General features: G+C 59.7%; 22 protein-coding genes. 5 read left to right on the forward strand and 17 right to left on the reverse strand.

Features of this window, described 5'->3' with window-relative positions:
- Window positions 1–63 precede the first annotated feature (63 nt).
- Window positions 64–957, forward strand: a complete 894-nt coding sequence (locus BDO18943_RS16670; protein WP_025496459.1) for a hypothetical protein — start codon at window positions 64–66, stop codon at window positions 955–957.
- A gap of 109 nt (window positions 958–1,066) precedes the next feature.
- On the opposite strand, the gene BDO18943_RS16675 is transcribed toward BDO18943_RS16670, so the two are convergent.
- The gene (locus BDO18943_RS16675; RefSeq protein WP_175023353.1) at window positions 1,067–1,321 is read right to left on the reverse strand and encodes a hypothetical protein; all 255 of its coding nucleotides are present in this window, start codon (window positions 1,319–1,321) and stop codon (window positions 1,067–1,069) included.
- A 282-nt stretch (window positions 1,322–1,603) separates the two neighbouring features.
- Between BDO18943_RS16675 and BDO18943_RS16680 the strand changes: the two genes are divergently transcribed.
- Window positions 1,604–3,622 carry a hypothetical protein gene (locus tag BDO18943_RS16680; protein ID WP_025496419.1) on the forward strand — a complete coding sequence of 673 codons (2,019 nt, stop codon included), beginning with the start codon at window positions 1,604–1,606 and terminating at the stop codon, window positions 3,620–3,622.
- Window positions 3,623–3,741: 119 nt separating this feature from the next.
- On the opposite strand, the gene BDO18943_RS16685 is transcribed toward BDO18943_RS16680, so the two are convergent.
- Window positions 3,742–4,389, reverse strand: coding sequence for a hypothetical protein (locus tag BDO18943_RS16685; RefSeq protein WP_025496420.1), 648 nt, complete (start codon window positions 4,387–4,389; stop codon window positions 3,742–3,744).
- A gap of 8 nt (window positions 4,390–4,397) precedes the next feature.
- Window positions 4,398–4,973, reverse strand: coding sequence for a hypothetical protein (locus BDO18943_RS16690; RefSeq protein WP_025496421.1), 576 nt, complete (start codon window positions 4,971–4,973; stop codon window positions 4,398–4,400).
- A gap of 314 nt (window positions 4,974–5,287) precedes the next feature.
- Here BDO18943_RS16690 and BDO18943_RS16695 point away from each other — a divergent pair, with 314 nt between their 5' ends.
- Entirely contained in the window at window positions 5,288–6,262 is a 975-nt protein-coding gene (locus BDO18943_RS16695) for a hypothetical protein (RefSeq protein WP_025496422.1), read from the forward strand.
- 50 nt (window positions 6,263–6,312) lie between these two features.
- Here BDO18943_RS16695 and BDO18943_RS16700 read toward each other — a convergent pair whose 3' ends face one another.
- The 8 genes from BDO18943_RS16700 to BDO18943_RS16735 all read right to left on the reverse strand — a co-directional run bounded on the left by BDO18943_RS16700 (window position 6,313) and on the right by BDO18943_RS16735 (window position 11,809).
- Complete coding sequence (locus tag BDO18943_RS16700) at window positions 6,313–6,618, reverse strand: hypothetical protein (RefSeq protein WP_025496423.1); 306 nt, start codon at window positions 6,616–6,618, stop codon at window positions 6,313–6,315.
- 14 nt (window positions 6,619–6,632) lie between these two features.
- Window positions 6,633–6,968: a TrbG/VirB9 family P-type conjugative transfer protein gene (locus BDO18943_RS16705; RefSeq protein WP_025496424.1), complete on the reverse strand. Its 336-nt coding sequence runs from the start codon at window positions 6,966–6,968 to the stop codon at window positions 6,633–6,635.
- A 40-nt stretch (window positions 6,969–7,008) separates the two neighbouring features.
- Entirely contained in the window at window positions 7,009–7,902 is an 894-nt protein-coding gene (locus BDO18943_RS16710) for a hypothetical protein (protein WP_025584284.1), read from the reverse strand.
- Window positions 7,903–8,013: 111 nt separating this feature from the next.
- On the reverse strand, window positions 8,014–8,277 hold the full coding sequence (locus tag BDO18943_RS16715) for a hypothetical protein (RefSeq protein ID WP_025496426.1): 264 nt from the start codon (window positions 8,275–8,277) through the stop codon (window positions 8,014–8,016).
- 135 nt (window positions 8,278–8,412) lie between these two features.
- Window positions 8,413–9,582, reverse strand: coding sequence for a transporter substrate-binding and LysM peptidoglycan-binding domain-containing protein (locus BDO18943_RS16720; protein ID WP_235996066.1), 1,170 nt, complete (start codon window positions 9,580–9,582; stop codon window positions 8,413–8,415).
- Between the two features lie 29 nt (window positions 9,583–9,611).
- Window positions 9,612–10,382 carry a hypothetical protein gene (locus tag BDO18943_RS16725; RefSeq protein ID WP_025496198.1) on the reverse strand — a complete coding sequence of 257 codons (771 nt, stop codon included), beginning with the start codon at window positions 10,380–10,382 and terminating at the stop codon, window positions 9,612–9,614.
- Between the two features lie 269 nt (window positions 10,383–10,651).
- A complete protein-coding gene (locus BDO18943_RS16730) occupies window positions 10,652–10,990 on the reverse strand; it encodes a hypothetical protein (RefSeq protein WP_025496196.1) in 339 nt (112 codons plus the stop codon).
- Window positions 10,991–11,392: 402 nt separating this feature from the next.
- Complete coding sequence (locus BDO18943_RS16735) at window positions 11,393–11,809, reverse strand: hypothetical protein (protein WP_025496195.1); 417 nt, start codon at window positions 11,807–11,809, stop codon at window positions 11,393–11,395.
- Between BDO18943_RS16735 and BDO18943_RS16740 the strand changes: the two genes are divergently transcribed.
- On the forward strand, window positions 11,809–12,159 hold the full coding sequence (locus tag BDO18943_RS16740; protein ID WP_025496194.1) for a hypothetical protein: 351 nt from the start codon (window positions 11,809–11,811) through the stop codon (window positions 12,157–12,159). The two genes, BDO18943_RS16735 and BDO18943_RS16740, sit on opposite strands and share 1 nt — an antisense overlap.
- Window positions 12,160–12,171: 12 nt before the next feature.
- Here the strand turns inward: BDO18943_RS16740 and flhD are convergent, their stop codons facing one another.
- Complete coding sequence (gene flhD, locus BDO18943_RS16745) at window positions 12,172–12,489, reverse strand: flagellar transcriptional regulator FlhD (protein WP_025496193.1); 318 nt, start codon at window positions 12,487–12,489, stop codon at window positions 12,172–12,174.
- A 328-nt stretch (window positions 12,490–12,817) separates the two neighbouring features.
- Between flhD and BDO18943_RS16750 the strand changes: the two genes are divergently transcribed.
- The gene (locus BDO18943_RS16750) at window positions 12,818–13,144 is read left to right on the forward strand and encodes a hypothetical protein (protein WP_025584281.1); all 327 of its coding nucleotides are present in this window, start codon (window positions 12,818–12,820) and stop codon (window positions 13,142–13,144) included.
- Window positions 13,145–13,151: 7 nt separating this feature from the next.
- Here BDO18943_RS16750 and BDO18943_RS16755 read toward each other — a convergent pair whose 3' ends face one another.
- The 5 genes from BDO18943_RS16755 to BDO18943_RS16775 all read right to left on the reverse strand — a co-directional run bounded on the left by BDO18943_RS16755 (window position 13,152) and on the right by BDO18943_RS16775 (window position 17,368).
- Complete coding sequence (locus tag BDO18943_RS16755) at window positions 13,152–13,643, reverse strand: hypothetical protein (RefSeq protein ID WP_025584279.1); 492 nt, start codon at window positions 13,641–13,643, stop codon at window positions 13,152–13,154.
- Window positions 13,644–14,147: 504 nt separating this feature from the next.
- A complete protein-coding gene (locus BDO18943_RS16760; RefSeq protein WP_025496190.1) occupies window positions 14,148–15,341 on the reverse strand; it encodes a phosphoadenosine phosphosulfate reductase domain-containing protein in 1,194 nt (397 codons plus the stop codon).
- 89 nt (window positions 15,342–15,430) lie between these two features.
- Window positions 15,431–15,949: an ead/Ea22-like family protein gene (locus tag BDO18943_RS16765; RefSeq protein WP_025496189.1), complete on the reverse strand. Its 519-nt coding sequence runs from the start codon at window positions 15,947–15,949 to the stop codon at window positions 15,431–15,433.
- 10 nt (window positions 15,950–15,959) lie between these two features.
- Entirely contained in the window at window positions 15,960–17,039 is a 1,080-nt protein-coding gene (locus BDO18943_RS16770; protein ID WP_025496188.1) for an FtsH/Yme1/Tma family ATP-dependent metallopeptidase, read from the reverse strand.
- Between the two features lie 2 nt (window positions 17,040–17,041).
- Window positions 17,042–17,368, reverse strand: a complete 327-nt coding sequence (locus BDO18943_RS16775; RefSeq protein ID WP_025496187.1) for a hypothetical protein — start codon at window positions 17,366–17,368, stop codon at window positions 17,042–17,044.
- Window positions 17,369–17,376 lie beyond the last annotated feature (8 nt).

Below are 17,376 nucleotides of genomic sequence, written 5' to 3' on the forward strand. Positions count from 1 at the left end.
GGTATCGTTGAGGGGTGCACATTCCCAATGTGGCGTGCCCTCTTCAGAAACAGGTGTTTCACCATGCCATATAGCCCGAAAGACGTCGACCTTGTCGTCGAAAACCTCCTCGCTCGCCGCGAGGATCTGGAAGCCTCGATTCCCGGGATCAAGCTTTCGCGCGACGCAATCGCGAAGGCGCTCGATCTTCACGCACGCGTGGTCAAGTCCGGCGGCCTGCCCGGCAGCGGCCACGTTAACCCCTCAGCCCCGAGCAAATCCGCGCTGCTGCTGCGGATCATGAACGACAAGCGACCTCTGCGCTTCCGGCCCCCGACCTCCCACTCCTATCCGCACTATGAGCTCGTCGAAGAGCCGGAGGTCCGGAATGTCGTCCTGGGCGGGCCGACGACCCTTGGCAGTATGTTGAACGGTACTGGCGGGGCTCCCGGCAACACCAGCATGGTCGTGAACCAGTGCCTCTACGCGCTGGTCGGGACGAATTCCGTTGCGGAAGAGATCATGACGATGTTGCTCGATGACGAGAGCTTCAACGGCCGCAAGTTCCTTGAGCTGGCCGACCAGTCGCCGATCTGGACACTCAAACATGGGGAGTGGCCGGCCTGGGAGCTGACCACCGGCCTGTCGCCTAATGGCGCGGGACTTCGCTATGCCGTCGATCGCCCGGTGCCGGCCAAGCGCCATGAGGTGCTTTTCGGCGGCTGGGGCGCCCCGATCAACCCGATCATCGTGGTGCACGGTGAAGACCGTATCGCCGCAGCGAAGGCGCGCAAGGCAGCCGCTATGCGGGCCGACTCGAGCATGACCGGAGTCGAACGGATGCTCGCGCTCGACGAAAGCGACATCTACCCCGGGAATCCGGCCCAGTACGACCTGCTCAACTACACGCGGCGCGTGTGGCTCATGCGCAAGTCTGCCGAGTGGGAAGGCTTCGAGATCCCCTACATCGACGACTGAAACGACTCGGGCCGGTGGCAGTGCCGTCGGCCCGACAAAATCCTGGTGCGGTAGATCAGAGACCGGTCAGTCGTTTCGAACGCTTGGCTACCAGCCGCTGCCAGCCTCCTCAATCGAATTGTTCCCCGTCGCTGCCGGGGTGTCCTGCGCACTTCCCATCGTGGCCGATGTGATCACATTCGCCCACGATCAGGAAACGCTTTCCGGACGCCTTCATGCAGATGAGCCGGACCCGAATTTCGACCGGAGTTCCGCCCTTGAGCATCTTGGCGAGCATGGCGTCGGACTGGGCGAGCAGGTAGTCGAGTTCGAAGTGACAGTGCCACTTCGTGAAGCGCGGGGCGGTGTCGGCAGGATGCTCCATAGTTCGGTCACTTCACCTGGAGATGCGAAGAATCGGGTATCCGGAATACGCGGTTGATGACGGCTCACGACATTGAAGCATAAAACCAGATTCTGCGGTTGACGCAACGCGAAGGCCAGCGGTATCTTGTTCGGATCGGTCTATCTCGATCGTGCCGCTGGTAATGGCAAAGGCAGTGCCGTGAGACGCAACACCCCATTCCGTTAGACGCACACAACCCTGCGTAGCGCATAACGGTGAGCCAGCCACTGAAATCTGATCCGCGCTACGGAAGGAGTTGATATGCGTACCCCGTTGCTTCATGCCGACTTCGAGCATGGCTCGTACACAAAGATCGCCAAGGCGCTGCGAAAAATATGGCCGCTCGGTGATCAATCCCTGATGCAGGCTCAGAATTCGCTGGCCATCGTGCTGGGCTACAACAGCCTGCACGACGCGCAGCACGAAGCGACCGCGTCGTTCTCGGTACCGGACGGCTCAGTGAGCCTGGAGAAAATTGCGAGAGGCGTCGCGTGGCGCATGTTCGTTCGCTACGGCATCGACCTGCTGCTGGCTCGGCGACTTGTTGCCAAGCTACATCTGGACGAACTGGCCGTGACGGGAATCAGTCTCGAAGAAAAGATGCGGCGCACCATCGAAGACGCCGCCAAGAAGGGTTTTTTCTACGACGAGATGGGGGATCTCATGAACCATCGTGAGCCCTGGCCGGAAGAGACCCCACGCCTGCTTGAGAGGGGCATCCCGGCGTACAAGTGGGCGATCTATCCTGATCGCCGAGTCTTCCTGTGGTCAAAGCTCGTCGCGCAAATCGAAATGCTGCCGGAAGACTTCGCTGAGGACCTTCGGCAAGCAGGCAAGCTGGGAAACGAGTCAGATGCCGTTGATTCGTTCATGATCGATTCGCTCATGCCCGCAGCGTGCCAGCCTCTGACCGACGCACTGGTCAGTGGTGATCTGGCCGCGTCGATTGGCGGGCAGCAGCAATGGCAGGTGAAGTGGATCGTCACCCAGCAGACCGAGGTGCTAGGTTGCTGTATCGTCGCTGAAAAACTCGGCGGCATGATTCCGCGAGTATTCGACCCGGATGGAGCAGATGCCTATGCGGCCCTCGCGAGCTTGCTGTGCGGTGACGTCGTGCCGCCCGCCGCAAGTCGTGCGGTGGGCACCCTGGTGTCCGAACCCGTCTGGTTCATCGAGCGCTACCGCCTTCAACGACTGAAAGACGGACAGGAAAGCGATCTGCTGAAGACGCTGTGGCATCACGACCAATGGCCTGCCACCATCGGCCTGTATCGTGTTGAGACGGGTTGTCAGCTGGCAGGGGCGACCGAATTTTCGGAACGCGGGCAGACCTATCTCGCGATGACCTCGTTCGATGCGCACGAACAGCAACGCACGCTGGACGAAGAGTCTCTATTTGAGACTTTCACGTTGGGCACGGCGTTGCTCGATGAGGTTCGCTCCGAACTTGGCGTTCCTGCGCTGGGCAATCGCTGGCATGACGCGGTTGAGCACATGCTTTCCACGCGGAAGGCCGAAGTCGAAGCCGCAGCGGGAACGCGGGCGGGTATCGACAGATTGATGGCGGCTGTACTGGACAACATCAACTCCTCGGCGCTCGATGGGTTCGTCGATCAGGCCATCAGCGAGTGCTTGCCTCTGCGGTATGAGGGAGACACGGAAGATAACGAAGTCCTAGTAGACGAGCGGCAACGTGCCTTGAGCCTTGCCGAACAACTGGGGGCTACAGTCAAAGCCAACATGCCTGGCTTGCAGCCCTACTCGGTCGTGTCGCTCGGATACATGATCCTCGTCGCCAACGGCGAATATCCGGGGAGCAGATATCAGGGGATGGTCGACGCGCCGGCCACGACAGACTGGGGCGCCCAGAGTAGATCGCTTGCGACGATGTTGATTTACGAGGCCTTGGGCGCCCGTGAAGTATCCTGGCTCGCACTGACGTGTGCGATCGCTCCGGTGCTTGGCGTGGGCAGCGGTCGCCCCGATTGGACGAAGGAACAGATCGGCACGTGGTATCAGAGCGCCTACGCGGTCGAGCGCCTCCTGAAAGTCGCCCAAAAGCAGCTAAAGGATGTCGGAGACTGGCGTGGAATCGAATGTGCCGCGGAGCGCGTCCAAGCGCAGGGCGAATTCATTCGGGTTGGCGATCCTATCCCGCTGAAAAAGCCGAAGTCACCAGCTGAGGCGATGAGTGCGTTGTTCTCGAAATCGAGGAGCTCCGGTCTCACGGTGACGCACGCGTATCAGGACCTATCGAGCATGAAAGAAATGCTCGGCTAAGTTGCAATCGATGCCTCATGCCGACAGCTTCAATTTCGTTCATGGCTACAAAAAATGAATACGCGCCCGCGGACATTCTGAACCTGTCGGCCTACGAGGTTGTCCAGAAAAACCGCGTGTTAGATGCCCGCCGTGTCCTTTGTGAGACTGTCCAGTTTCGCCTGCGCATCCGGGGACAGCTGCAGGCTGTTCGGCAGATTGTCGATGACCGCCGCAACGTCCCGCGCGAAGCCATCACCGCCCTCAACCCTTGCCAGGGCGACAACGTCCATCTCGCATTGGTTCGGGCCGTTTTTCGGCTCCAGCGTCATCGTCGCGAACCGGCCGTAGCCCTGCGTCACGACCGTTTTCTCGTCGACGCACGGTTTGTAGTGAGCGGCCACCATCTGCCCTGCTTCGCCGCTGCTGGAGATCTTGGTCCAGGCTGCATCGTTGCTCTGATTGATCGATTTCATCACATCGTCAGCCGCGTGCTCCAAGGTCATATTGAAGCCGAAGGTCAACGCAAGGCACGCCGCGCCGGCCGCGAAAGGCAGGCCTTTCGGGGACTTTTTACGGCGAAACAGATTCTCGATGATGACGGCCAGCAGGTGCGCCATCGTTCCTGCAGATAACGCTGCCCACCACGGGCCAACAAAGAGCGCAGAGAGGACGACTCCGATCGGGAAACGCTTCGCGCGCTCCCCGAATATGACTGCCCCGGCAGCGTGTACGGAAAGCGCCGTGATCGCGCTGATGATGATCGTGTGGTGGAGATGATGCAGCATACCGGCCCTTATCGGTCGAAGTACTTTCTGTTTTGAAGCGGTTCGTGTTTGGGACGCGGCGGCACGTAGATCCGGGCTGCGTTGTCCAGGAAGGGAACGCGGCTACGAATGGCGCGCTCCCATTTGTGCCGTGGATCCGGGAACTTCTTGAGCAGTAGGCCTTGGTAATAATCACTATCGAGCGCCTGCCCGAGCAAGAAGCCGAGGTCGAACAGCGCCATGCGCTTCAGGAATGTCCGTTCGCTCTCTTGCACAAACTTTGCACTGAGAAGCGGAAGCCTGTATTTGACGTTGATGTTGTACTGAGCATCAGTCGCATCCAAGCTGCTCTGGAAGTTGAATCGGTCTTCCGGCGCGACGTCCTTGAACAAAATCCGCAGCGACTCCAACCGCCCAAAGTGCTCCCCGGCATCCTTCAGGTATTCCGGATCCTTGGTGAATTGAATGTTCACCACGCCCAGCTCGCCGTTTTCGACCGGCCGGGAAAAGGTCGTGACCTCGGATTCCAGCATGGCCTCGACAGCAAGCACCAGATCAAATCGCTTGATCTTTTCCCACGCATATTCAGCTTGATACCTTCCCATATAGCTCCGTTCCCTCGTACGCAAGCGACTCGTCGTGCCAGCCCGTTCCGCTCGATGACCCGATCAATTCCCGTCCTGTAATTTACGGCAGTCGGACGACATGACTTGAGTCTCAGCGGCGAGATTCTTCCTGCTGGGAACTCAATCGACTGAATGAAAGCCTATCACGCCATACAACCGAAACCAGCCCCCTGTAGTCGGTGCGAAATCGGCGCGCGCCCCCTAGAAACTGAGTTTGTGATGTTTAGCATGGGATCTGTCTGGCTCGCAGCGACGTGTGCGTTGCGAGTTGGCCTAACCTACAGGAGCTGAACATGAACAAGCGGAAGGGCAATTCTCCGGTGATGGGCGAGCAGCTTGTCATCCCTCTGGACGTCGATCTCGCATTCCAGTCCGGCGTGAAGAAGAAAGCGTTCGAGGGTACGAAGTCTGCCGACCTGTATCGCCCGCTCATCGAGAAGATCCGGGTGATCGACAACTTCAACCCGCGCATCAAGACCAAGAAGTACCGCCTCGGCATCGAAAAGCTGGCTCGCGACATGGCCCGCGACGGCTTCGACGAGACTCAGACGCTGACGGTTTTCCTCATCTACGAGGACGGCCAGCACATCATCTGCCTGCATGACGGCCACCGCCGCCTCGAGGCAGTGTTCCTGGCAAACCAGTACCGCGTGGCGGAAGGAAAGCCGCGCATCGAGCGCGTCCCGGTCACCATTACGGACAAAGCCGACAGCAAGTCGCTCAACCTCGGCGTGATCCGGCGCAATGACAAGGAGCCCCTGACTGTTCTCGAGAAGGCAATCCTCGCCCACCGCCTGAACACCGTCGACGGTATGTCCCCGGAGGAGATCGCTGTGGAGATGCAAGACAGCCAAGGCGAACTCACCCCCTACTACATCGAAGGCTTGCTTCTGCTGGCAAGCGCCGATCGCGGTATCCACGAAATCGTCGCCGACGAGAAGATCTCCGGCACTGAGGCGATCAAGCAGATCCGGAAGCACAAGGCCAATGCGCTGTCGTTCCTGCAGCGCGCGACGGATGGCAAGGAGCACGTGCGGCCGCGCGACCTCCCGGGCGCACTGGTCAAGCGCGTGACGAAGAAAATCGCACCCCGTCTCGTGACGGCAGTTCGTGAGCTCGAGGCTGACCCGGCCTACGGCAATCTCAAAGAGGAGACGCGCCTGAAGATCAAGGAGCTGATGGACAGGCTCAGCGAGGCGGAGAAGAATGATCCGCCTCTTGCCGCCGACGACGCCGATTCAGCACCAGCGGCCGGTGACGATGAGTGAGATTCTCGCCGGGCGGTTGGGGAAATCGCCTGGCAATCTCGCCGCGTTGATCAGCGGTCACTCCACAGGCCGAGCAGCTTCTCTGCAGTCTCGACGAACCCCTCGACCGGGGAGAGTCCCGTCCGGATGCCACCATGCTTTTCGGCCACGGCTTTCGCTTCATGGACCAGCCGTTGGTGATGCGCGCTCAGACTCGCACCTTCGTATGGTGGAACGCCATACTTGATCGCACTGCCCAGCACCTCAAGATCGCGGCCTACCGCCGTTCCTTTGAACGCCGGGTGGTGGCTTCCCATGTCTGAAATGACGTCGGCCAGGCGGTGCCAAAGCTTCGTCTGAATCGAAATGGTGGACATGTCCCACTCTCCTGTCAGGAACGGTCGATCTCGACGTGCTTCTCTTCGAGCCGCAGTACCACGCGATCGATCAGTTTCGGCAGCACGAAGCGGGACGTTCTCTCGTCCCACCTGGCGTCCACGACCGCGAACTCCCCATCGTCGAGCTGCTCGAATACGACCGGGAGCTCGCCGTGATACGGGGCGCGGAGTTGGATGTACGTGAACTTGCCGTCATCCCATACCTTCGTCGGGGTGAACTGCGGCGCCGGCGGTACGACGATCTGGTACTTCGTGCTAAACGGCTCGCCGGCGTGCGCCATTGAGCTAAACGCTGCGTACGTCAGAATCGCGAGAACACTCTTTTTCAAGTTCGGCTCCTTCTTCAGATCCCGACCACTGGTCGGTACGTTACTTTGGCGAAAGACAAGCAGCCGTAAAGCTCGTGCCCTTCGGTAAGAGAATCGCGTTGCCCGGCAGCTTCCCGATGGGATTCAGATCCAGCTTTTTGCCGTCTGGCCCAAGGATCAAGCACCCGATCGCTTCCGGGTGTAGCACAGTGGAATCCGAGGCGGCCGTAGTCTTGACAGAGACTTCCGGTGCATGCGGGGCCAAGGCCGCAGCGGCGATCACCATGCACAGCCCCAGAAACATCCCGACGTTCAACACCAAGTCCGTGTAACGGCTTGTCGTCTTCAACCTGCGGAACGCAATCGACATCAGCAAGGCAACCAGCAGTCCGGACAGACTGGCAAGCAACTGTATGGCGATGATTTCGTTCGTTTGCGTCTGGCGAATGTGCTGGCCAAGCCCCCACGACAGCCCGAACGCGTTCCAGACGATCAGCGAGATGAACAACGCGATACCCGTCGGATGCCGGCGAGTCACGTCGATCACACGTGCCGGTGCAGACATGAACGCAAGGACACTCAGGTCGGCCAGCGCGGCAGAAAGCATCCAAAGCGGAGACCAATTCGCCCAATGATGCAGAACAACCGGGATAGCAGCGCAGCCCAGCAACCACGCCAGGAACTGATCCTTCGGAAGCGACCGATTCTGGTAATGCTGCTTGACACTGCCCTCGAGCATCGCGATTACCGGAACGAGCAGTAATCCGAGCCAGAAGTACAGCATTCCGGAGGCAAAGTGCTCGAACTGCGTTGGCATATTCGGCCCCAGACCCAGCTCCACTTGCCGCAGGCTCGTGATTGGCTCGAAGGATCGCGCGAGGCCTCTATGCGCCATGGTCACTGCTGCGGCTGCCCCCCAGATGATCCAACGGAAAACGAGAGATTTTTTGGTCATATTGCGTGTCGTAGTAAGTCTTAGGCTCTGTAAGGCATCGGCGCAGCCGAACCGGGGATTCGTTTCGACGCGACACCGTCTGCCAGCGGGATGGCGAATGAATTCCGCCCTTCACCCCTGCTTTTTCACGGGTGCGGAGCCATTCGGCGGCCTCGCCTGAAGGGGTTGGACGACGTGGTAGCCAATACCAAACCAACCCTGCTTTTCCTGAACAACACACGTCGGCGTCGATCCGGTGCAAGGCTTTGCCGCACCCACGCCACTCTGGTATCCGAACGCGTACGCGAAGTACGCCACGGCGCCCCACCCGAAGATGGTTGCAAATGCGCCCAGGCCGCTCAGTCCATCCCAGCTATCGAAATCGTCGAAGATCATGCCGTTGAGTACTTCAGCGTTGTTCGACGCGCAATTGGATCGCGCCGAGTTGGAAAGTTTTTCCGCTTGCGCTTGGTTCGGAGTCGGCTACCTCGATCGAGGTGAGGTAGCCACCTCCTTGAGCCGAGAAAACAATCAGCGCGCCGGAATCACCAGCTTCTGCCCGACCAGGATCAAATTCGGATTCGGAATGTTGTTCCGGGTCTGAATTTCACGGTACCGCTGACCGTCGCCCAGCTGGTTGGACGCGATCAGGTTGAGCGTGTCTCGCTGGCGCACCGTGTAGGCGTGCTCGCCGGCGCCCGCGGCCCTGGTCTGCGTCTGGTTGCTGATGAAGTACTTGCGCAGCAGATCGAGATAGGCGGGCGACTGCTTGACCTTCGCGATCGCAGCATTCAAGTAGATCAGCAGCTCCTGGTCTTGTGCGCGCACGCCGATCTTGTAAGCGATGTTCGAGCCGTCGAGCTTCGTGATCGCAAACCGCAGGTCCGAGCCCTTGATCGAATCGACCGCAAACGGGTAGTCGTAAATGAATGCGTCCACTGCACCGCTGTCCACACTCTTCTGGATGAAGGCGGGATCGGAATCGTCTTCCTCGACAACCGTCGTGTTCGGATACTGGCTCGTCACGAAGGCGCGTACGTCCGGATCGCCTTTGAGGATACCAACGCGCTTGCCTGCGAGATCTGCCGCCGTGCGAATCGGTGAACCCGAGCGCACGATCAGCGAGTAGCCGAAGTCATCGATGTAGGGAACCGTGTACACGACCCCTTGAACCGGACGATTGTCCTGGAACGTCAGACCGTCCATCGCGATATCGACGCCATGATTGCCGTCCGTATCGTTCGAAAGCAGTTGCTTGGGCACACCCGCGTACGTATCGACCTCGTGATGCATGTCGACCTGCACCTGCTTCCCATCAGGACTGAAGGATGGGTCGGCGAAAAGCAACTTGGCGAAATCGACATTGAAGCCGTGAGCCGGGCCGCCGTTCTCGTCGTCGTAGAACGGTGCGCTCGGGTTCTGGACAGAGACCCTCACGAGGCCGTTCTTGGTGATCGCCTTGAGCGTGTCCGAGTCCGGTTTATAACCGCCAGGCAAGGCCACCGTATTGGCCGCCGGCGCCCGTGCCACAGCCGCTGCTGCGGAGCTCGCGTCGAATCCGCTCGGCGTACCTTGAGTCTGAATGCTGGCCGATTGCTGACCGCCCGTCAGCTTCGACAGGCCGCCCTGCTGGAAAAGCCAAACCACGCCAATGACCACGATGAACGCGGCGGCGCCGAGAATTTTCCCGATATTCTTCATGTTTCCTCGCTAGGTCGTTGTGGTACGTTTTACTGCTGCGGGCGTTGCGAAGGCAACGACACGCGCGGATCGGTCGCGATCGCCGTTTGCGTGTCTTGTGCAAGCGCGGCCTGCTGCGCCTGCTTGACTTCCGGGTTGTCGAGCAGAGCCGTTTCCATCTGGCTGAATGCCATGTTGACGGACTTCATGACGGAATCGATCGACGCGTCGGTCTTGATTTGCTCGAACGTGTTGCCCGACTGCTGACCGGCGACCTTGTTCATGCGCTGCGCGGCTTGCGACATGTCCCACATCGCCTTGGCTCGGTCGATCGCATGCGCGAAATTGTCGAGCTCCGCGTTCACCTGTTTGTAGCGATCCTCACGGAAATGCAAAAGCTGCTGCATCGTGGCGAGTTGCGCACGGAAGCGCGGCGCATCGTCCGGATACTGCTTTTCGAACACGCCGACCTTGTCCTGGAAGTTCTTGACCTCCGTACGGAACAGGGTGATGCGGTCGGCGAAATCCGAGGCCGCACGCCGCTTATCGGCGAGTTGGTTGATCAGCGTTTCGATCGGGTTGGCCATCGCTTCGGCGACGACCATTTTGACCTGCGTGTTGCGCAGTTTCATCTCGACCACCGGCCCGAAATAGATCGCCGCCAAACCTACAGCACCTGCGGCAATCAGGGCCAACAGCCCCTTCAGCAGTAGCAGTGCCGCCGGCGCCGCAATCGCCACCCCGGCAGCGATCACGATCCACTTGACGATCTTGGCTTTGCGAGCCGTTTCGGGGCTTACATTCGGAATGAAAGAGTTCATTGAGGCTCCTCGGTTTATCTGATTCGGATTGATTCTAAAAACTGACTTCGCCTTTTCAAGGGGCGACGTGTGCCTGCTTTAGTCGGGAAGCCTGAATCCCGGGAGTCCTCCCTTTGGCTCTGCCATATCCCTTCCGGACAAGAAGCTGGCAGTGTGCCGCGCCGAAGCGACGTTGCCCATGAGATCAACGCAGGTGTTAACGGCAGATTTGCGGAGAAATTGAAGCCCATGCATCCTGCAAGTTCTCACCCTTCCCGGACGCTCCATGATCAGGCCCATCGGAAACGCCGTACTGCATGGATCGCCACCCCCTCTTCTCGTTCGACTTGGTCCGCCGGAAGCCAGTGCTCTCCACGTTCCAGTTGGGAAATGATGTCCCATTGTTGGATCTCAAATGCGATGCTCGGATCGGTTCGGGCACCGTTGACGACCGGGTAGAGGTACCAGAACTCCGGGAACTGGTTCTCGCGCTCGAGTCGGAACCGTAGCTCGCCGTCGATCAGAATGTCGTAGTTCCCCGTCGCGTCGTGCTCGTAGCACACGCGATCAGCGTACTTGCCGGAACTCGCACGACTGCGGATGACGGGTTTTCGGGTAGATACAGGCATTCGAGCCTTGCGATTGGATAGTGTCGACTCATTGTGTCGGGCGACGCTTCCAGTTCAAGCCCCGACAAAAAATCGGCCCCAGGCTGAGTACGGGGATACCAGCGTGGGGCCCAAGGGCAATCGACGTATTGACGTCGAATCGAGGGACGGCAATGAAGATCCGTCGAGATGATCCTACCACAAATTTCGCTCTATACTTCCTGATGGGAAGTAGACGGAAGGATTTTTCCAGCTCGGGCAGGGCGAAAAAAATGCCCGGCTGGGGTTTCCAGACCGGGCATCCGTCCGTGCTTCCTTTAACTTCCTACCACTTACGGGAGAAGCGGTTCCAATATACACATGAACTTCAGACCCCTCCAAATAGTTTTTCGAGATCGCACAAAATTTTCCATTAGATTCCCGTCAGGAAGCGCGTGAGAATTCCAACGCTCCGACGCGTGGTGCCTTGCTGCGCAGCAGGCCGATGCTATCCTCGTTGCCATGCCAAGTACGTCCCCTTCCCCGCTTGCTATTGTCGGCCGTCTCAGCATTCCGCCCGCGGCGCTTGAACACCGCTTCACCGTCGAGGCGCTGGCGGTCGCGCATTCCCGCGAATCCCAGGATCTTGAGCGCGTGATCGGAACCGACAACACCGGACGCTGCGAACTGTACGGGTGGGCGCCGCATGTAGCCCCACATGCCGACGGGTTCGGCTTTGTCTACCTCGTCTGCCTGAATGACGGGAAAACGTCGATCTGTGTCCGGGATACTTCCGACGCGGTGTACGAGGTGTTTGCGCCTGCCGGCGCCATAATACGGCTCGACGATCGGATGGAGCATTGGACGTCGGATACGGCCGCGCGTGTTGCGCCTTCGTCGGCCATTTTCCCGAACCTGACGACGAAGCTGCGATCGCTCAGCTCGAAGCCGGCATCGCCGCCCTAGCCACGGGGCTCTATGCGGGATCGCCGCGCGTGCGGGACGGTTTCCGCGTTCTGCTGGATGACGAGTGCTGGTCGGCCGCAACGCTTGACGACGATCTCGAAACGACGCAACTGCAGGAAGCAGAGACCGCGGGGCGCTGGATCGAGATGTGCTCGCATTGCGGCAAACCCGCCGTCAGGCCGGATCCGAAATGGCCGTACAGCATGGCACTGTCTCGATGCTTGAAGCATCTGACTGGCCGCTGACAACCGATGGGCTTACAGTTGTTCTGCCGGCTGGCCGGCCATGAGAATGGCAGCATGCCTGTTCTGGTGGACCTCGCTACGCCCCTTGTCCGCCAGCGCGGACAGGAACGTTCGATCGTCCATCCTGAACCGGCATAGCAGTTGGTTGATATTCGCGACCTTGACGACCTGGGCGATTGTCAGAGTGCCCAGGATATCAGCCACCTCCGCAGAGATCCCCAGCCGGAACATTCCGGCGTCGCGGTCCTCGCGCAGCATACGTTGCGCGAGCAAGAGATAAGACATGTTCAGTTCCCGAATCTCGGTCGGGATGTCGTAATTCGATTGCATGGCCGGTGCTGTACCTGATTGAGCGCGTAACCCGTCTCTACAGGTCCGCTGTTTCGGGGTAGCCGCGCTTTCGAGTGGCGCAGGTCAGGTGAGATTTTTCAGGAACCGATGCTATACGAATTTCTTGTTGGGAAGTTATATCAGGAGGAAACTTTTGTCAGAATTACAACGTGAACGCCGCATCTCTCTGTTGAAGTTCCTTCCAAGAACTCAGTTTTTAGCCGCGAGCACTGTGTTTGCGCGACGGTACTTCACAACACGATCGAGATCCCGCTGCGTCTGATTTTGAATTCGCGACAGATCGCTGTTGTCGCCGATATCGCGGAGCTTGACCTTCCTGCCCGATTGGATCCGTCGCGGCCCGCCGGATGAAGTCGCCGTAGCTCTCCCCCGGAAGCCGCGTCACGCATACGATCGCGTCGACGACACGCGCGGAAAAACCTTCTTCCCGCAGCCTCGCTGCCGTCCACACTCCCCGGTTGTCTTCGATCACGTCATGGAGCGCACCAACCATGCGCTCGTCGTCGATGTCCCCCGCGAGCATGACACGCATCGGATCCAGGACGTAGGATTGCCGCCCTTGTCCACCTGTCCTGAATGGACCTCGACCATGATCTGGATTGCGCGCTCGAGCGTCGCCATGGAGTTCTACTAGACGCCCGTCAGACACTTGCCGATGGCCGCACCGGCGCACCACGCTTGACGAAGAATTTGTCGACCCGTGCGTCGATGCCGGCCCGGTAGCGTTGGAGCTTCGCGGCATTTGCCGCTTGCCATTCCAGATCGAATGGCTGCAGAACGGTCGAATCTATCCGGTGGGCGATCAAGTAGTACACCACTGCCCTGACCTTCTTCCCCTTCTCATTGGCGTAATAACGCGCCAGCTTCACTGCGTTACGCGCCGCCGGCCTGTACGACTTGTCCTTGTGCGCCCGAAAACCGCCGCACTTGCGCTTGGCCGCGAGGATCTGGTCCTTGTCCGATACCCAGAAGCGGCCGGACCAGCCAACATACCCGGCCGTGTCGATCGACCACGTTCCATTGCGGAACTCCGCTTCCACGGCGTTTCCGTTCCTGTCCTTCAGTCGATATTTCCCGGTCAGGCTCGGCTTGACCTCGAAGCTGAAATGGCCTGCTTGTTCTTTCCACTGCACGGTATCTTTCCTCTCACTATTTCCGCTCGTCACTTTCGGCATTGGTCCGCCGATAGCTCCTGAAGGTGCGCCACATCAGGCCAGCCTTGCACGCTCGGCCAAGACAACAAACACGAACGCCAGCAGACCATATCAGCCTATCACGCAAGGTTCCAGGTTTTACGGTCGATCAAGCGCTTGGGATACTACTCGATCGACTTTACCAGGTGACCTAGAGAAGGCTACTCAACCAGTCCTCGGCATGACTGCACCCCAGCCAGAAATCATAGGCACCACTGTCGTACGCGTTCGTGAGTTCGTCCCTTCGCGAAAACCGAGGCGTGTTGAAATACACGCCGTAATCTGCCCTACCAAGCCGATACGCGCGTGCCATCGCCCAATCTTGGCACCGGCTTCTTGCCTCTTTACTGAACGGACCGATAACATGGCTAACTAGCCAGACAACCCTGATTTTCCACCCGTACCAGATCGGGCTGTCGCGCCGAGACCGTAGCTTCTGAATGTTCATGAGGTTGCTCCTTCAAGTTCGTGGGACTCGGGGTTCATTGCGCAGCGTCGATTCGAATCAACCGCGAAAACTAGATGTGCGGATAATCCCGTGACGGTCGTGGGACTCGCCTTCTTTGTGCGGATCAGCACTTCATACCGTTCCTGAATGGCCCCCGCTGTCGTGTATTCGATGTCGATTCCGACCGCGGCCGCAACGTCGCGCCTGACGTCGGCCAGCAACTCTGCGTCGGACTGGTTCGGAATGGCATGCGGCCATCCAGGGCTGTACAGCAGATGCCGAGGGATGCGCGCCTCGGCTTCCTGCCGAGCGCTCGCTGCAACCTTCGCTGCGGTGGCCCGATCTCGCTGATCCGCCGACAGAAGTTGCGGCGCGACATCAGACAGCCAGCGGCTACCTTGAAAAGCGAATGTCGATACACACTCGAGTTCGACCATCTCGCGATAGAGATCGGCATTGTCCGCGCACGTCGACGCCGCCAACAGATCAGCCTCTGAACTCATGATGCAGTACGCGCACGAGACACGAGATGTCCCATAGATGGTGTAGGCCTCGTGCAGAGAGAGGTTATGGCGCTGGATAATAGCCATCACATCGCCGGCCTTCCACTCGATGATCGGATTCCAGGACAATCCCGGCGCATTCTTGCGTTCCAGCTTTGCCATGGGAGCCGACACCGGCATCCGCTGACGCGCGGGACTCTCCTCGCGCCGGACGCCAGTCGCGCTGACGATCGGCAAACCCGGGAAGCGCTTGCGCAACTCGCTCGCGATGGGCGCGGACTTCAGCTCGGACGTGCAGAAGCGCATGGACGGCGTGCTCCACGGCAGCACGAGCTTGACGCATTCGAGTTGCTGGTAGCGGCCGAGGTTTGCCGCCCAGCGGCCCTGCCAGCGAGCCAGCATATCGCCCGCTGCCCTTCGCGCGATCAGCAGTTCATAGTCGAGATACTCGGCGAGACGCTCGCAGACCGGCAGGCTGTCACGCCATTCGACGCGACCGAGATCAGCGTGGACCAGGACGCGCGGGCCTATATGCCCGATCGCGTTCAGATATTCGTGCGTCGCGAGCGCGCAGGCCTGGCTGTCTCGCCCGCCCGACACGCCGATCGCGCATACGGCGCCGGCGGCAAGAAGCGCATCGACTTCGGGAGTTTCAGCGACAGGGAGCTGGTTCGGGGCTGGGATCATGAGCTTGTTTCAGAAAATGGCCAAAACTGAAACAAGGATGCCTGTACCTCACGCTTATTCTAGTGGGCAGGAACAGGTGAAGCCGCGCGTCAAGAAGCGCTGCCTTCCAGATCGGATTTCTCCACGGTGACGTCCATACGGATGGATCCGAACAGTCCGCGTGCCAGTGTGCGCGTCGATTCCCGATCGAGACCGCTCACGGAAATCTTGCGCCCGTCGACGCCAATCGTCATGTCGTAACCGCCATCCTCGCTCTGGCCGAGCTCGTCCAGTGTCCCCTGAATGGCCAGCGTTGCGACCGGCATCATTCGCACCCGCTGCTCAAGGGTTTCGAGCCGCTTCAACAGAGCAATAATCGCCTCCGGGTTGAATGCCTCCATAAATGCCATGTCTTCCGCGGAGATCCGGATGTCGGCCGTGTTCTCGCCTGGAATCATGTAGGCTTGCGCCACGCCGCCGTCCGGACCATCGGCCGCAGTCAGCCGGCGCACGCTGTTGGACGTCCACCACTTCCATCGACCCTGGGTCGCGGCTTCCGCGAGCCGGAGAAGCCGGGCGACGTCGACCTGGTCATGTTGATTCGGCTTTGCAGTCTTCGGCTCGGTCATCGGTTGATCCTTATCTTTCGCTCTTCATCGGGGCGATCCGGCCGGTGAAAGTGACACGAGCCAGATATGGAGCGACCTGCTCGGCTTTCATCGTCGCGGCTCGCGCAAGCTGCTGCGCGAATTCATCCAGCAATTCGTGGTTCGCCGTGAAGAACGCGGCGAGCTCGGCGTCCTGTTCATCCCGGAGAGCCTTCAGGACCTGCCGGTTGTGGGCGACTTGGGCATCTTCCTCGGGGCTCTTGAAGTAGGTCTCGTTACCCAGGCCGCCGCCGAGGTATCGGGTTGCGATGTGCATCCACTCCTCATTGTCGCTCTGACCACCGAGCGAACGTTCCCCGAAAATTTCCTTCTCGGCGCAAATGCCGGCCCGGTAGACGATCATACGCAGATAGGCCACGGACTCGGTCGTCTTGAGGTCGACGGCCGCATGCCGCACATACCCGGCAAACACGTCGGTCGGCGCCAGCATCGTCATGACTGACACTTCGAAGTCGTCCGGTAATTCCGGAAGCACTGCGTAAATCAGTGCATGCCCTGCCTCGTGAACGCTCGTACTGCGGATATCCTCGACCGGAACCGGCACGCGCGGAGGAGCAAACTGCGCCGCAGCCGACGCCCAACCGATTCTGTAGAGAGACGTCGTCGACGTTGGACGGCTGGTAGCAAAGAACACTGCAGCCAATCCGAGGACGGCGAACACGATTTCGAGTGCCGTACGAGGCGATGCCAGCGTGACATCAATGAGGGAATCGATCTGCGGCCCGAACATGCGGATGCTTCCGAGCAGGAAGAACAGCGCGCAGATCCGTTCCACGGAACGCGCCGCAAAACTCCAGATGTTCGCGTCCCGACCGTCACGCACGAGACTGAAGATTGCCCACTGCGCAATCCACAGCGACCCGATCGTCTTTGCCCATTGGTAGACGGTCAGGACGGACGGGGAAAGACCGCTGGCCGCCGGCCCGATCATGCTCAAGAGCGTCGCCATGACGATCATGAGGACGGTCAGGACGTCGCCAAGCCTCCCATCTTCGCGCCAGCCCTGCACCTGTTTACGCAACCCTTGCAGCTTCTCGACCACGATTCCCATGTTCACTTTCCCCCGTTGTTCTGCTGATCTTCGTCCTCGCCCAGCGGTCGGGCCGCGAACGCCTGCATGCGCGCGGCCTCTTCCGGGTCGACCTTGCCAAGCGCCTTGATGACCGACCAGCGACCATCCTGATACATGATCTTCTTGGCCTTCCGCAGCGCCTGAACACGACGGTCGAGCACGAGATCGTACTGGCTGGCACCCGTAGCCTCGGCGATGCGCTTGCACTCCACTTCGATACCTTCCACCAGCATCTTGCGGTAGGTGTTTTGCCCGGTCTCGATCGCGTGGAGAATCATCGAATCGAGCTTCGCGTAGGTCGTGGTCATTGCGAGTC

It is taken from the genome of Burkholderia aenigmatica, assembly GCF_902499175.1.
Classification (GTDB): Bacteria; Pseudomonadota; Gammaproteobacteria; order Burkholderiales; family Burkholderiaceae; genus Burkholderia; species Burkholderia aenigmatica.

What these genes read in the sequence shown, in the direction of transcription:
- BDO18943_RS16685 (WP_025496420.1), bottom strand. Translation starts at nt 4,389, where the DNA reads ATGCTGCATCATCTCCACCACACGATCATCATCAGCGCGATCACGGCG.
- BDO18943_RS16765 (WP_025496189.1), bottom strand. Translation starts at nt 15,949, where the DNA reads ATGACCGAGCCGAAGACTGCAAAGCCGAATCAACATGACCAGGTCGAC.
- BDO18943_RS16725 (WP_025496198.1), bottom strand. Translation starts at nt 10,382, where the DNA reads ATGAACTCTTTCATTCCGAATGTAAGCCCCGAAACGGCTCGCAAAGCC.
- BDO18943_RS16775 (WP_025496187.1), bottom strand. Translation starts at nt 17,368, where the DNA reads ATGACCACGACCTACGCGAAGCTCGATTCGATGATTCTCCACGCGATC.
- BDO18943_RS16675 (WP_175023353.1), bottom strand. Translation starts at nt 1,321, where the DNA reads ATGGAGCATCCTGCCGACACCGCCCCGCGCTTCACGAAGTGGCACTGT.
- BDO18943_RS16715 (WP_025496426.1), bottom strand. Translation starts at nt 8,277, where the DNA reads ATGATCTTCGACGATTTCGATAGCTGGGATGGACTGAGCGGCCTGGGC.
- BDO18943_RS16760 (WP_025496190.1), bottom strand. Translation starts at nt 15,341, where the DNA reads ATGATCCCAGCCCCGAACCAGCTCCCTGTCGCTGAAACTCCCGAAGTC.
- BDO18943_RS16680 (WP_025496419.1), top strand. Translation starts at nt 1,604, where the DNA reads ATGCGTACCCCGTTGCTTCATGCCGACTTCGAGCATGGCTCGTACACA.
- BDO18943_RS16690 (WP_025496421.1), bottom strand. Translation starts at nt 4,973, where the DNA reads ATGGGAAGGTATCAAGCTGAATATGCGTGGGAAAAGATCAAGCGATTT.
- BDO18943_RS16735 (WP_025496195.1), bottom strand. Translation starts at nt 11,809, where the DNA reads ATGCTCCATCCGATCGTCGAGCCGTATTATGGCGCCGGCAGGCGCAAA.
- BDO18943_RS16700 (WP_025496423.1), bottom strand. Translation starts at nt 6,618, where the DNA reads ATGTCCACCATTTCGATTCAGACGAAGCTTTGGCACCGCCTGGCCGAC.
- BDO18943_RS16730 (WP_025496196.1), bottom strand. Translation starts at nt 10,990, where the DNA reads ATGCCTGTATCTACCCGAAAACCCGTCATCCGCAGTCGTGCGAGTTCC.
- flhD (WP_025496193.1), bottom strand. Translation starts at nt 12,489, where the DNA reads ATGCAATCGAATTACGACATCCCGACCGAGATTCGGGAACTGAACATG.
- BDO18943_RS16710 (WP_025584284.1), bottom strand. Translation starts at nt 7,902, where the DNA reads ATGACCAAAAAATCTCTCGTTTTCCGTTGGATCATCTGGGGGGCAGCC.
- BDO18943_RS16670 (WP_025496459.1), top strand. Translation starts at nt 64, where the DNA reads ATGCCATATAGCCCGAAAGACGTCGACCTTGTCGTCGAAAACCTCCTC.
- BDO18943_RS16695 (WP_025496422.1), top strand. Translation starts at nt 5,288, where the DNA reads ATGAACAAGCGGAAGGGCAATTCTCCGGTGATGGGCGAGCAGCTTGTC.
- BDO18943_RS16770 (WP_025496188.1), bottom strand. Translation starts at nt 17,039, where the DNA reads ATGGGAATCGTGGTCGAGAAGCTGCAAGGGTTGCGTAAACAGGTGCAG.
- BDO18943_RS16720 (WP_235996066.1), bottom strand. Translation starts at nt 9,582, where the DNA reads ATGAAGAATATCGGGAAAATTCTCGGCGCCGCCGCGTTCATCGTGGTC.